At 65.6% G+C, this 12279-nt stretch carries 12 protein-coding genes; 6 read left to right on the top strand and 6 right to left on the bottom strand.

Annotation, left to right across the window (positions count from 1 at the left end):
• Nucleotides 1–10 precede the first annotated feature (10 nt).
• Nucleotides 11–1210, bottom strand: a complete 1200-nt coding sequence (locus tag LIW09_RS02755) for an aminotransferase class I/II-fold pyridoxal phosphate-dependent enzyme (RefSeq protein WP_256646446.1) — start codon at nucleotides 1208–1210, stop codon at nucleotides 11–13.
• Nucleotides 1211–1313: 103 nt separating this feature from the next.
• On the opposite strand from LIW09_RS02755, the gene LIW09_RS02750 reads away from it, so the two are divergent.
• Genes LIW09_RS02750 through LIW09_RS02740 form a run of 3 tightly spaced genes read left to right on the top strand, consistent with a single transcriptional unit; the run spans nucleotide 1314 to nucleotide 3798 of the window.
• Entirely contained in the window at nucleotides 1314–2048 is a 735-nt protein-coding gene (locus LIW09_RS02750; protein WP_256646445.1) for a hypothetical protein, read from the top strand.
• Nucleotides 2045–3223 carry a M48 family metallopeptidase gene (locus LIW09_RS02745; protein WP_256646444.1) on the top strand — a complete coding sequence of 393 codons (1179 nt, stop codon included), beginning with the start codon at nucleotides 2045–2047 and terminating at the stop codon, nucleotides 3221–3223. Before LIW09_RS02750 ends, LIW09_RS02745 begins: the two co-directional genes overlap by 4 nt.
• Nucleotides 3220–3798, top strand: a complete 579-nt coding sequence (locus tag LIW09_RS02740; protein ID WP_256646443.1) for a hypothetical protein — start codon at nucleotides 3220–3222, stop codon at nucleotides 3796–3798. Before LIW09_RS02745 ends, LIW09_RS02740 begins: the two co-directional genes overlap by 4 nt.
• A gap of 44 nt (nucleotides 3799–3842) precedes the next feature.
• Here LIW09_RS02740 and LIW09_RS02735 read toward each other — a convergent pair whose 3' ends face one another.
• Nucleotides 3843–4337, bottom strand: coding sequence for a peptidylprolyl isomerase (locus LIW09_RS02735; RefSeq protein ID WP_256646442.1), 495 nt, complete (start codon nucleotides 4335–4337; stop codon nucleotides 3843–3845).
• Between the two features lie 125 nt (nucleotides 4338–4462).
• Here LIW09_RS02735 and typA point away from each other — a divergent pair, with 125 nt between their 5' ends.
• The 3 genes from typA to LIW09_RS02720 all read left to right on the top strand — a co-directional run bounded on the left by typA (nucleotide 4463) and on the right by LIW09_RS02720 (nucleotide 8510).
• Entirely contained in the window at nucleotides 4463–6292 is a 1830-nt protein-coding gene (gene typA, locus LIW09_RS02730) for a translational GTPase TypA (protein ID WP_256646441.1), read from the top strand.
• An 87-nt stretch (nucleotides 6293–6379) separates the two neighbouring features.
• A complete protein-coding gene (locus tag LIW09_RS02725; RefSeq protein WP_256646440.1) occupies nucleotides 6380–6847 on the top strand; it encodes a DUF2127 domain-containing protein in 468 nt (155 codons plus the stop codon).
• 55 nt (nucleotides 6848–6902) lie between these two features.
• The gene (locus tag LIW09_RS02720) at nucleotides 6903–8510 is read left to right on the top strand and encodes an amidase (RefSeq protein WP_256646439.1); all 1608 of its coding nucleotides are present in this window, start codon (nucleotides 6903–6905) and stop codon (nucleotides 8508–8510) included.
• Nucleotides 8511–8513: 3 nt separating this feature from the next.
• Here the strand turns inward: LIW09_RS02720 and LIW09_RS02715 are convergent, their stop codons facing one another.
• From LIW09_RS02715 to LIW09_RS02700, 4 genes are all read right to left on the bottom strand, one after another.
• Nucleotides 8514–9905, bottom strand: coding sequence for a class II 3-deoxy-7-phosphoheptulonate synthase (locus LIW09_RS02715; RefSeq protein WP_256646438.1), 1392 nt, complete (start codon nucleotides 9903–9905; stop codon nucleotides 8514–8516).
• A 61-nt stretch (nucleotides 9906–9966) separates the two neighbouring features.
• The gene (locus LIW09_RS02710; protein ID WP_256646437.1) at nucleotides 9967–10485 is read right to left on the bottom strand and encodes a disulfide bond formation protein B; all 519 of its coding nucleotides are present in this window, start codon (nucleotides 10483–10485) and stop codon (nucleotides 9967–9969) included.
• 103 nt (nucleotides 10486–10588) lie between these two features.
• Nucleotides 10589–10960: a 50S ribosomal protein L17 gene (gene rplQ, locus LIW09_RS02705; RefSeq protein ID WP_256646436.1), complete on the bottom strand. Its 372-nt coding sequence runs from the start codon at nucleotides 10958–10960 to the stop codon at nucleotides 10589–10591.
• Nucleotides 10961–11229: 269 nt separating this feature from the next.
• Nucleotides 11230–12228 (bottom strand): DNA-directed RNA polymerase subunit alpha, encoded by a 999-nt coding sequence (locus tag LIW09_RS02700; RefSeq protein WP_256646435.1) that lies wholly within the window; start codon nucleotides 12226–12228, stop codon nucleotides 11230–11232.
• Nucleotides 12229–12279: the final 51 nt, after the last annotated feature.

Raw genomic sequence — 12279 nt, 5'->3', positions numbered from 1 at the left:
GGATGCCGGCTCAGACGAGCTCGGCAAAGAATTCCTGGAACCGCGCAAGGCCAGGCGCCAATTGCGGCGTCGGGCAGGTGTAGCTGATGCGCAGCGCCTTGGGTTCGCCAAACGCGGAGCCGGGCACGCAGGCCACGCCCTTGGCCTCCAGCAGCACGTTGCAGAAATCGACGTCGTTTTCGATCTTCACGCCGCCATGCGACTTGCCGAACGCGCAACTGATATCCGGGAACACGTAGAACGCACCCTGTGGCCGCGGGCAAACCACGCCGGGGATCGCATCCATCACCGCCATGACCTGGTCGCGCTTGGCCTGGAACTCCGCGCATTTCTGCGTGGGCACATCCTGCGGGCCATTCAGTGCGGCGATCGCCGCGGCGGTGACGATTTCCGGGAGATTGGTGATGTGGTTGGAATTCATCGTGGTGACCGCCTTGGCCACCGATTCCGGCCCCACCATGAACCCCACGCGCCAACCCGGCATGCCGTAGGTCTTCGACAGCGAGTCGATGAAAATCGTGCGCTCGCGCAGCTCCGGGCGGAACTGCACGAAATTCGCGTAGTCCAGCCCGTCGAACAGCATCCGGTTATAGATGTCGTCGGTGATGATCCAGGTGTCCGGATACTTCACCAGCACCTCGGCCAGCGCCGCGATTTCTTCGCTGGTGTACACCATGCCGGTCGGGTTGGACGGATTGTTGAACAGGAACACCTTGGGCTTCTTCGCCAGCGCGGCATCCAGCTGTGCCGGCGTCATCTTGTAATCCTGCGATGCCGGGCACGGCAGCAGTTCGACCTTGGCGTTGACGATTTCGGCGATATCCAGATAACTGGTCCAGTACGGCACTGCAAAGGCGATGGTGTCGCCTTCATCCAGCAATGCTTCGGCCAGGTTGTAGATCACGTGCTTGGCACCGATGCCGGTGGCGCAGTTGGCGCGCCCGTAATCGTTCAGCCCCAGCTTGGCAACGTGCGCCAACAGGGCATCCAGCAGGGCATCGCTGCCGCGATTGCTGCCGTACTGCCCGCTGTCCTTCGCCAACGCCTCGCGGGCGGCGGCATACACATGCTCGCCGGGCAGGAAGTTGGGGACACCGATGGAAAAACTGATAATGTCGCGGCCGTCAGCCTTCAGGCGCTTGGCCTTTTCGGCGACCTGCATGATGACGCTGGGCTTGGCGCGGCCAATGCGCCGGGCAAACTGAGGCATCGTGGGGAACCTCTGCAATTGGCCGCGCACGCGCGGCGGGGACGTGGGAGTAAGCCTTGAAATGCTAACACAGCCGCACCGCTCGACTGCCTCCGGAACGCCTGTGCGCTGGCTTTCCTCCCTCCTGCTGCTGGCCGCGCTGGCGCTGCTTTCGGGCTGCGCTTCCACCAGCGTGCGCACCGCCACCGACGCCGCCGGGAAGCCGCTGCCGATCGCCGGGACGGTGGTCCTGATCGAGCCTGACATCGAGTTGTCCGAGCTTGCCGCTGGCGGCATGGCCGAGCCGCGCAAGGAGTGGAGCAACAGCGCGCGCCTGCTTTACCCGCAGGCGGCGCGCGAACTGCTGGCGCGCCAGGGCATCGGCATGGTGCCCGACTACACGCTGCCGGCGGATGCCGGCCCCGACGATCGCCGCCGGCAGCTGTATCTGCTCAGCCAGGCGGTATCGATGAGCATCCTGCAGTTCAGTCGCAGCATCGGCCAGGGCCCGCTGCGCAACAAGCACGGGAAATTCGACTGGTCGCTGGGCGCGGGGGCCGCAGATCTGCGGCAGGCCACCGGGGCGGACTATGGGCTGTTCACCTATGTGCGTGACAGTTATGCCAGCGGTGGACGACAGGCCATGCGTATCGCCGGCCTGCTCCTGCTGGGCGGCGACATTGGTGGCGGCATGCAGATTGGCGTGGCGTCACTGGTGGACTTGCGCACCGGCCAGGTGGTCTGGCACAACCTGCTGGTCGATCAAACCGGCGACCTGCGCACCTTGCAAGGCGCGCGTGAAACCGCCAACGACTTGCTGAAAGGCGTTCAGGGCGTACCGCAGGCGCCGGCGAAATGAACGCCCACCTGCGCCTGATTGCCCTCGCCAGCGCCTTGGCGTTGGCCCTGCCTGGCGCCGCGCTTGCCGCCGCCAAGCCGGGCGCCACGTCCGGCAGCCAGCCGACGGATGGCAGCGACGAAGCCGAGCTCTGGTACGCGATGGAGCGCTCCGAAGCCGAACTGAAGCGCTCGCCCCTGCTGATGCGCGACCCGGCGCTGAACGACTACGTGCGCGGCGTCGCCTGCAAGGCGGCCGGCGAGCACTGCGCGGACATTCGCATCTACGTGATGGACGTACCGCAATTCAACGCCAGCATGTCGCCCAACGGAATGCTGCTGCTGTGGACCGGTGCGCTGCTGCGCATCCGCAACGAAGCCGAACTGGCCTTTGTGCTGGGGCATGAAACCGGCCACTTCACTGCCAAGCACTCGCTTCGGCAATGGCGCCGGATGAAGAGCGCCAGTGCGTGGCTGGGCGCCTTCCAGATGGTGGCCTACGGGGCCGGCGCCGGCAGCGTGGCGGAACTTGGCACCCTGGCCGGCACGGCAGCGCTTTTCAAGTACTCACGCGACATGGAGCGCGAGGCCGACCGACTGGGCTTTGCCAGCGTGGTGGCGCACGGTTGGGCCCCGCACGCCGGTGCCGACATGTGGGCACGGATGTGGCGCGAGGAACAGACCCGCAAGTACGATCGCCCGCTTGCACTCTTCTCGACGCATCCTGCGTCGCAGGAGCGGTTGAACGACATCAAGGCCGAAGCCGACGCCATTTCCAATCCCCCCACGGACCTGGGCCGCGAGCGCTACCGCACCATCGTGCGCCCGATGCTCCCCAAATTGCTGGATGAAGAGCTGGCGCAGCGCCGCTATGCCGGTTCCATCCTGGTCATCAGCGAGCTGCTGGAGGATGCGCCGGCAGAGGACAAGGGCCTGCTGACCTTCTACCTGGGCGAGGCCTATCGCCGACGCGGCCAAGGCGACGACAAGACCAGGGCGGCCGGGTATTACGCGCAAGCCATCGCCCTGCCCGGCGCACCCGCAGCCGCCTGGCGTGAACACGGCTATGCGCGCCGTGCAGCCGGCGACTCCGCCGGTGCTCGCGCGGCCCTGCAGCGCTATCTGCAAGACGCACCGCAGGCCGAAGACCGCGCCTTCGTCCAGCGCGAACTCGACACCACCGGGAGCACGCAATGAAACCGATCCGTTGGCTACTGCTGAGTCTGTTTGCGCTGCTGCTGGCAGCCTGTGCCAGCGGCGCCCCGCTGGTGACCCCGGGCCGCACCACCGCGGGTGGCGACCTCAGCATCGATGCCGGGATGGAATGGACGCGGATGGGCACGCCACGCGAACAGCTCTGGACCATCGACGGGCCGCTGCTCAATTCGCTGCACCTGGTGCCCACCGTGCGCGAGGGCGAGTTCATCTTCCTCGGGCAGAAACAAACCAAGCGGCGTCCGGATGGCGCGTTCTACCACCGCGGCATGCGCCCGGACGAACTGCGCGACCTGATCGCCGACGGCATGCGCGCCACCGGAGCGGTCAACGTGGCCACCAGCAACCTGCGCCCGGTCAGCTTTGGCGGGCGCGAGGGCCTGCGTTTCGAAATGACGCTGGACAGCGAATCGGGGCTGAAATATCGCGCCATGGCCGCCGCCTTCGAACACGACAGGGGGCTGGCGCTGGCGCTGTTCTATGCGCCGGTCGAGTACTACTACCCGCGCGACGAAGCCAAGGTCAACGCGATGCTGGACACCCTGCGCTGGAAGTGACGCCGCCCCCCCCTTCTCCCGCAGCGGGAGAAGGGGTCGTTGGATCAGGCTGCGAGGATCTTGTTCCACTCCGCCACGCGATCGGCGTTGGCAGCCAGCACGGCGCTCGCATCGCCCTCGATGGTGATCGACTTGATCGCATCTCCCTGGGCAACCGCGTCCACGATGTCCAGGCCTTCGATCACCTTGCCGAACACGGTGTGCTTGCCGTCCAGCCAGCCGCAGGGCACATGGGTGATGAAGAACTGGCTGCCATTGGTATTCGGGCCGGCATTGGCCATCGACAACACGCCACGCTCATGCGGCAGGCCATTGCGGGTCTCGTCCTCGAAGCGGTAACCGGGGCCGCCGCGGCCGGATCCCTCCGGGCAACCACCCTGCACCATGAAGTCGGCGATCACGCGGTGAAAATTCAGCCCGTTGTAGAACCCACGCTGGGCCAGGTTGACGAAGTTGGCCACGGTCAGCGGGGCTTTGTCGGCCGCCAGTTCGATGCGGATGGTGCCGCGCGCGGTGTCGAAATTGGCAATCAAGCTCATCTTGTTCATCTCCGGGCACCCGGATGGGCGCATTAAAACGATATAATACCCGGCTTACTCCCTTTCCCACGCGCGCCCTGCCTGCCCCATCGGTAGCCGGTGCGGCTTCAACGAGCCCCGCAATAATGTCCGTCGAACGCCTCCGCAACATCGCCATCGTCGCCCACGTTGACCATGGCAAGACCACCCTCGTCGACTGCCTGCTCAAGCAATCCGGCACCTTCAACGAGCGCACCGTGCTCGCTGAACGCGTCATGGACAGCAATGACCAGGAAAAGGAACGTGGCATCACGATCCTGTCCAAGAACACCGCCATCACCTGGCAGGGCAACCGCATCAACATCGTGGATACCCCCGGGCACGCCGACTTCGGCGGCGAGGTGGAGCGCGTGCTGTCGATGGTCGACTCGGTGCTGATTCTGGTCGATGCGATGGACGGCCCGATGCCGCAGACGCGGTTCGTGACCCAGAAGGCGTTCGCGATGGGCTTCAAGCCGATCGTCGTCGTCAACAAGGTCGATCGCCCCGGCGCGCGTCCGGACTGGGTGATCGACCAGGTGTTCGACCTGTTCGACAAGCTCGGCGCCACCAACGAGCAACTCGATTTCCCGATCGTGTATGCCTCCGCGCTGCACGGGTATGCCAGCCTTGACGACAGCGCGCGCGAAGGCGACATGACTCCGCTGTACGAAGCGATCATGCAGTACGTGCCCGCACCCAGCGTCGATCTGGACGGCCCGTTCCAGATGCGCATCAGCCAGCTGGATTACAACAATTTCGTCGGCCTGATCGGCGTCGGCCGCATCCAGCGCGGCAAGGTGCGCACCAACATGCCGGTCAGCGTGATCGACCGTCACGGCAAGAAGCGCCAGGGCAAGGTGTTGCAGGTGCTCGGCTTCATGGGCCTGGAGCGGGTCGAGGTCGAGGAAGCCGAGGCCGGCGACATCGTCGCCATCTCCGGCGTGGCCGACCTCAGCATCTCCGACACCATCTGCGCGCTCGATGCACCCGAGGCGCTGCCCGCGCTGACCGTGGACGAGCCAACGATCAGCATGACCTTCCAGGTCAACAACTCGCCGTTCGCCGGCAGCAAGGAACACAGCGGCGGCAAGTTCATCACCAGCCGCCAGATCCGCGAGCGGCTGGAGCGCGAGACCCTGCACAACGTCGCGCTGAAGGTCGAGGAAGGGTCCGACCCCGACAAGTTCCTGGTCTCCGGCCGTGGCGAGCTGCACCTGTCGGTGCTGATCGAGAACATGCGTCGTGAAGGCTTCGAGCTGGCGGTGTCGCGCCCGGAAGTGATCATCAAGGAAATCGACGGCCAGCAGATGGAGCCGGTCGAGCAACTGGTGGTCGATATCGAGGAACAGCACCAGGGCGGCGTGATGGAAAAACTCGGCGTGCGCAAGGCGCAGCTGAAGAACATGGAGCCCGACGGCAAGGGCCGGGTGCGTCTCGATTACATGATCCCGGCGCGCGGGCTGATTGGTTTCCAGAACGAATTCCGCACCTTGACCCAGGGCTCGGGCCTGCTGTTCCACGTGTTCGACCATTACGGCCCGCGCGAACAGGGCGCCATTGCCAAGCGCCAGAACGGCGTGATGATCGCCAACGCGGCCGGCGCCACGCCCGCCTATTCGCTGGGCCCGCTGGAAGAACGCGGCAAGCTGTTCGCCGCCGAAGGCGACAACGTGTACGAAGGCCAATTGATCGGCATCCACTCCAAGGACAACGACCTCACCGTCAATGCCATCAAGACCAAGCCGCTGACCAACATGCGCGCCTCGGGCAAGGACGATGCGATCAAGCTGACCCCGGCGATCAAGTACACGCTGGAACAGGCGCTGGATTTCATCGAAGACGATGAGCTGGTCGAAGTCACCCCGAAGGAAATCCGCCTGCGCAAGAAGTTCCTGACCGAAACCGACCGCAAGCGCGCGTCGCGCTCGGCCTGAGGCCAGCCGGATCAAGCCGATGCGCATGTCGCATGCCCGGGTGCCGTCGGCGGCATCCACGCCGTCGCGGCCAATGGCGGCAACGCCGTGAGCACGCAGCACTACAACCCGGATCCACATTCGCATCCGGGGCTACACGTGATCGCCTTGGTCGAAGCCATCAAGGGCGCGCTGGCGTTGCTGGCCGCCAGCGGGCTGGAGTTCATCGGCCCTGCTCCGCTGCAGCGCTGGGTGCATGAGCTGATCGCGCGCTTCCAGCTGGATCCGAATCACGGCGCCATCGGCTGGCTGGCCGGTGAAATCAACCCGAGCGGCGTGCATCTTGCCGCGCTGGTCGCCGCGCTGTACGGCATCATGCATCTGCTGGAAGGTTGGGGCCTGTGGCGCGCCAAGGCGTGGGCATCGTGGCTGGGCTGCATCACTGTCTCGCTGTATCTGCCATTCGATGTGTACGCGCTGGTGCGGCATCCGGGCTGGTTGTCCGGGATCGTGGTCGCGATCAACGTGGTCGTGCTGTGGGTGCTGGCGCGCGACCTGGCCGTGCGCCGCCGCTGAGTTGCCTGCCGGCGCAGACCGGGCGATGCTTGCGCATTGCCCGGGAGTCCTGCCGATGCGCCACCTGCCGCTTGCACTTGCAATCGCCGTCTTGCTCGGCGCCTGCCAACCCAACCCGCAAACCCCGCCTGCGACTGCCGACAACGCGGCGCCCGCTGCGCCTGCATTTGCCTTTGAAGAAGCCACCATCGCCGATCTGCAGGCGAAGATGGCCGCAGGCAAATTGACCAGCCATGCGCTGGTGCAGGCCTACCTTGAGCGCATTGCGGCCCTCGACCGTCGTGGCCCCGCGCTGAACTCGGTCATCGAGCTCAATCCCGATGCGCTGAAGGAGGCCGATGCGCTGGACGCCGAACGCAAGGCCGGCACGATGCGCGGCCCGCTGCACGGCATCCCGGTGCTGGTCAAGGACAATATCGACGCTACGCCGATGGCCAACTCCGCAGGTTCACTGGCCCTTGCAGACCATCATCCGCAGGCGGATGCGTTCCTGGTTGCGCGACTGCGCACGGCAGGCGCCGTGATCCTGGGCAAAACCAATTTGTCGGAATGGGCGAATTTCCGCTCCACGCGCTCCACCTCAGGCTGGAGCGGGCGCGGTGGCCAGACCAAGAACCCCTATGCGCTCGACCGCAGCCCCTGCGGTTCCAGCGCCGGCACCGGCACCGCCATCGCGGCAAACCTGGCGGTGGTCGGCATCGGCACCGAAACCGACGGCAGCATCATTTGCCCGTCGGCGGTGGCGGGGCTGGTCGGCATCAAGCCTACCGTGGGCCTGGTCAGCCGCAGCGGCATCATCCCCATCTCGCAATCGCAGGACACTGCGGGCCCGATGGCGCGCAACGTGACCGATGCTGCCGCGCTGTTGGGCGTCATCGCCGCGCCGGATGCGGGGGATCCCGCCGCCGCCGAACGCAGCGACGCCACGCCGATCGACTACACCGCGCACCTGAAGCCGGACGCGCTGAAAGGCGCGCGCATCGGCGTCGTGCGCAAGCTGATGGGCTACCAGCCGGATACCGATGCGGCGATGGAACGCGCCATCGCTGCGCTGAGAACCGCAGGCGCCACCGTGGTGGATGCCCGGATCCCGACCCTCGGCCAGTGGGATTCTGCCGAGATGGACGTGCTGCTGTACGAATTCAAGGACGGCGTGAATCGCTATCTGGCGGGCAGCCACGCGCCAAGCAAGACGCTGGCCGACCTGATCGCATTCGACACCCGGGATGCTGCTGCCGAAATGCCGTTTTTCGCCCAGGAACTGTTCGAGCAGGCGCAGGCGAAGGGCCCGCTGACCGACACGGCGTACATCGAGGCGCGCGACAGGGCGCGACTTCTCGCCGGCCCGCAAGGCATCGACGTGGCGCTGCGGGAGCAGCATCTGGATGCGCTGGTGGCCCCGGCCATGTCCCCCGCGTGGCTGACCGACCCCATCAACGGCGACCATTTCATCGGGGCCGGCTACGGTGCGGCTGCGGTCGCGCGCTACCCCAGCTTGACCGTGCCGATGGGCCAAGTACACGGCTTGCCGGTCGGCATCGTGTTCATGGGCACCGCATGGAGCGAGCCGCGGCTGATCGAACTGGGCTATGCCTTCGAACATGCCACCCGGGCGCGGACGCCACCGCGCTTCCTGCCCACGGTGACGCCGGCTGCGAAGTAGCGATCAGGCGGCCATCGAACCGCGCTTGCGCACGATGAGCATGGCGATCTCCAGTGCTTGCTCGTAGTTCAGGCGCGGGTCCACGGTCGTGCGATACGCACGCTGCAGGTCGAGCTCGGTCAACTCCCGCGCACCGCCCAGGCACTCGGTCACGTTCTCCCCGGTCATCTCCAGGTGCACCCCGCCCAACGTTGTTCCAGCGGCTTCGTGCAGGTCGAACGCCTGCTCGATTTCGCTGCGAATGTTCTTGAAGCGACGCGTCTTGTAACCGTTGCTGGTGGACTCGGTATTGCCATGCATGGCATCGCAGATCCAAAGCACGCGGCGCCCCTCGCGCTTCACCGCCTCCAGCAGCGCCGGCAGCTTCACGGCGATCTGCTCGGCGCCCATGCGGTGGATCAGCCCCAACCGGCCGGGCTCATCGTCCGGGTTGAGGGCTTCGATCACGCGCAACAACTGGTCCGGCGTGACCGACGGCCCCACCTTGACCGCCACCGGATTGCGGATGCCACGGAAGTACTCGACGTGCGCGCCATCCAGTGCGGCCGTGCGCATGCCGATCCACGGAAAATGCGCGCTCAAGTTGAACCAGCCATCCGCATGCGGCACCTGGCGCGTCTGCGCTTCCTCGTAAGGCAGCAGCAACGCTTCATGCGAGGTGTAGAACTCCACCCGGCTGAGGCTTTGCATGCGCCGCCCCGCCAGCGTTTCCATGAAGCGCACGGCATCGCCGATTCCGGCGACCATTTGCTGGTACTCGGCGGCATGCGGCGACTGGCTCACCCATCCCAGGCCCCAGTATTCCGGGTGGTGCAGGTCGGCGAAGCCGCCATCGATCAGCGAGCGCACGAAGTTCATCGTCATCGCCGAACGCGCATGCGCCTTGATCATCCGGCGGGGATCCGGCACTCGCGCCAGCGCGGTGAACTCCGGTCCGTTGACGATATCGCCACGATAGCTTGGCAGGGTGACATCACCGCGCGTTTCAGTATCGGCCGATCGCGGCTTGGCGTATTGCCCGGCAAACCGCCCCACGCGCACCACCGGCACCTTCAGCCCGTGCACCAGCACCAGGCTCATCTGCAACAGCACCTTGAGCCGGTTGGCAATCACGTCGGAATTGCATTCTGCGAAGGTTTCCGCGCAGTCGCCCCCCTGCAGCAGGAAGCGCTTGCCTTCCTGTGCTTCGGCCAGTTGCTGCTTGAGCGACAGGATCTCGCGCGAAGTCACCAGCGGCGGCAGCGCGCGCAGTTCGCCCTGTGCGGCGGCAAGCTCGGCCGCATCCGGGTACGTCGGCATCTGCAACGCGGGCTTGTCGCGCCAGCTGGCAGGCAGCCACGTGCCTGACGATTGCGATACGGGAATGGAAGCGGCGCTGGCGTGTGCGTTGGGCATGGACGGGTCAAGGCGATCTGTTGCATTGCATCATCCCGCCCGGCCGGGTTTGCCGCAACCGTTACCTGCGGAACCGATGGGAATGACGCCGTTGGAATCCGGCATACAAGGCCCCCGCGCCCAGCGCGATGAACCACAGCAGCGCCCACATCGGCATCGACAGGCCGAGGAATTTCCAATCGATGCTGCTGCAGTCGCCATTGGCCAGCAGCACCTTGCGCACCACCCCCAGCCACGAATTCTGTTCGACCAGAAAGTTCCAGCCCGGCGTACAGGTCGGCAGCTCCGGCGGATGCAACTGCACCCATGAATGCCGCCCCGCCACGCCCATGCCGGCGGCGGCGGCGGCGAACGCCAGCGTTCCCCACCATTTGCGCGCTCCCGGCGCACGCGGCGCATGCATTGCGCCCAGCAGGAACACCACGCCGAGCGCGGCGAAGCAGATGCGCTGGAAGATGCAGAACGGGCAAGGTTCGATGCCGAGCCTGAACTGCACGAACAACGCATAGGCCAGCAATGCAGCGCAACAGGCGAAGCCCAGCAGGTACTGACTGCGGAACGACCAGCGGAACGGATTCATCGGTGCGCCTTGGTGGAATTTCCCGATTATGGCGCAGCCGGCCGCAAAAACGAAAAACCCCGGTTTCCCGGGGTCTTCGATGTCGCGCCAGGCGAGGCCGGAATTACTCGGCGGCCTGCGGACGGTCCACCAGTTCGACGTAGGCCATCGGCGCGTTGTCGCCAGCGCGGAAACCGCACTTGAGGATGCGCAGGTAACCACCCGGGCGCTCCGTATAACGCGGGCCCAGCACGGTGAACAGGGTGCCCACTGCTTCCTTGTCGCGCAGGCGCGCGAACGCCAGGCGGCGATTGGCCACGCCATCCACCTTGGCCAGGGTGATCAGCGGCTCGGCAACGCGGCGCAGCTCCTTGGCCTTGGGCAGGGTGGTACGAATGATTTCGTGCTTGATCAGCGATGCCGCCATGTTCGAAAACATCACCTGGCGATGGGCGCTGGTGCGGTTGAACTTGCGGCCGGATTTCTGGTGGCGCATGGATTTGATTCCTGTTGAATGTTGAAACGATTGAAGTTCGCTGTCGCCGTCCTGGCGTTGGAGTCCTGGGCTGCGGGTGGCCCGAACCGGCGTCCTTTGCCGGCCATGCCGCGAACTTTGGTTCGTCGGCGTTGTTGCTTCTTTCGAGAAGAGCTAAAGCAGGGCGGGAGCCGCGGCTTGCGCCACGATTGCACCCCGGCCCGGCGCAGCGCGCCGGGCGTTCGCGAACGCCAGCCGTTGCCTGAGGGCAACGGCCAGGCGGCGTCCACTCACCCCATCATGCCATGGCTGGCGACGCCGACCGGCGGCCAGTTCTCCAGCTTCATGCCGAGCGACAGCCCCTTCTGGGCCAGCACTTCCTTGATCTCGGTGAGCGACTTCTTGCCCAGATTCGGGGTCTTCAGCAGCTCCACTTCGGTCTTCTGGATCAGATCGCCGATGTAATAGATGCTTTCGGCTTTCAGGCAGTTGGCCGAACGCACGGTCAACTCCAGATCGTCGATCGGGCGCAGCAGCAACGGATCGACGCCAGAAGCGGCGGGCTGCTTGGCGCCGCGATCGCGATGGGTGAAGTCGCCGAACACCGACAGCTGATCGCTGAGGATGTCGGCCGCAGTGCGGACGGCTTCTTCGGCGTCGATGGTGCCATTGGTCTCGATTTCCAGCACCAGCTTGTCGAGGTCGGTGCGCTGTTCAACGCGCGCAGCTTCCACGGCGTAGGCGACGCGGCGCACCGGCGAGAACGAAGCATCCAGCATCAATCGGCCGATCGTGCGGGCTTCTTCGTCCGGGCGGCGACGCGCGGCGGCCGGCTGATAGCCAAAACCGCGACTGATGGTGAGGCGCATGTTCAGCGCCACATCCTTGGTCAAGTTGGCAATCACGTGACCGGGGTTGAGCACTTCGACATTGTGGTTGGTCTTGATGTCGGCCGCAGTGACGACGCCCGGACCCTGCTTCTTCAGCTCCAGGGTATCGGTGTCGCCGCTATGCATGCGGATGGCAACATCCTTGAGGTTCAACAGGACTTCAAGCACGTCCTCCTGCAACCCTTCGACCGTGGTGTACTCGTGCAGCACGCCGTCGATTTCGACTTCGGTGATCGCGAAGCCGGGGATCGAGGACAGCAGCACGCGGCGCAGCGCATTGCCGAGGGTGTGGCCGTAACCGCGTTCCAGCGGCTCGATCACGACCTTGGCGCGGGTGTCGGTGATGCGCTCGATCTGCGGTCCGCGCGGACGCAGCACTTGGGTGGCGGTAACCGTCATTCGTGGTGTCTCCTGCAGGCCTGCGCACAAGGCGCAGGCCGGTGGCAATGG

It is taken from the genome of Thermomonas paludicola, assembly GCF_024498955.1.
In the GTDB taxonomy this organism is placed as follows: Bacteria; Pseudomonadota; Gammaproteobacteria; order Xanthomonadales; family Xanthomonadaceae; genus Thermomonas; species Thermomonas paludicola.
This window is presented reverse-complemented; position numbering and strand designations above follow the sequence as displayed.

Bases quoted from the DNA above. Each gene is read 5' to 3' on its own strand.
- LIW09_RS02755 (WP_256646446.1), bottom strand. From the start codon at position 1,210: ATGCCTCAGTTTGCCCGGCGCATTGGCCGCGCCAAGCCCAGCGTCATC.
- LIW09_RS02745 (WP_256646444.1), top strand. From the start codon at position 2,045: ATGAACGCCCACCTGCGCCTGATTGCCCTCGCCAGCGCCTTGGCGTTG.
- LIW09_RS02740 (WP_256646443.1), top strand. From the start codon at position 3,220: ATGAAACCGATCCGTTGGCTACTGCTGAGTCTGTTTGCGCTGCTGCTG.
- LIW09_RS02735 (WP_256646442.1), bottom strand. From the start codon at position 4,337: ATGAGCTTGATTGCCAATTTCGACACCGCGCGCGGCACCATCCGCATC.
- typA (WP_256646441.1), top strand. From the start codon at position 4,463: ATGTCCGTCGAACGCCTCCGCAACATCGCCATCGTCGCCCACGTTGAC.
- LIW09_RS02720 (WP_256646439.1), top strand. From the start codon at position 6,903: ATGCGCCACCTGCCGCTTGCACTTGCAATCGCCGTCTTGCTCGGCGCC.
- LIW09_RS02715 (WP_256646438.1), bottom strand. From the start codon at position 9,905: ATGCCCAACGCACACGCCAGCGCCGCTTCCATTCCCGTATCGCAATCG.
- LIW09_RS02710 (WP_256646437.1), bottom strand. From the start codon at position 10,485: ATGAATCCGTTCCGCTGGTCGTTCCGCAGTCAGTACCTGCTGGGCTTC.
- rplQ (WP_256646436.1), bottom strand. From the start codon at position 10,960: ATGCGCCACCAGAAATCCGGCCGCAAGTTCAACCGCACCAGCGCCCAT.
- LIW09_RS02700 (WP_256646435.1), bottom strand. From the start codon at position 12,228: ATGACGGTTACCGCCACCCAAGTGCTGCGTCCGCGCGGACCGCAGATC.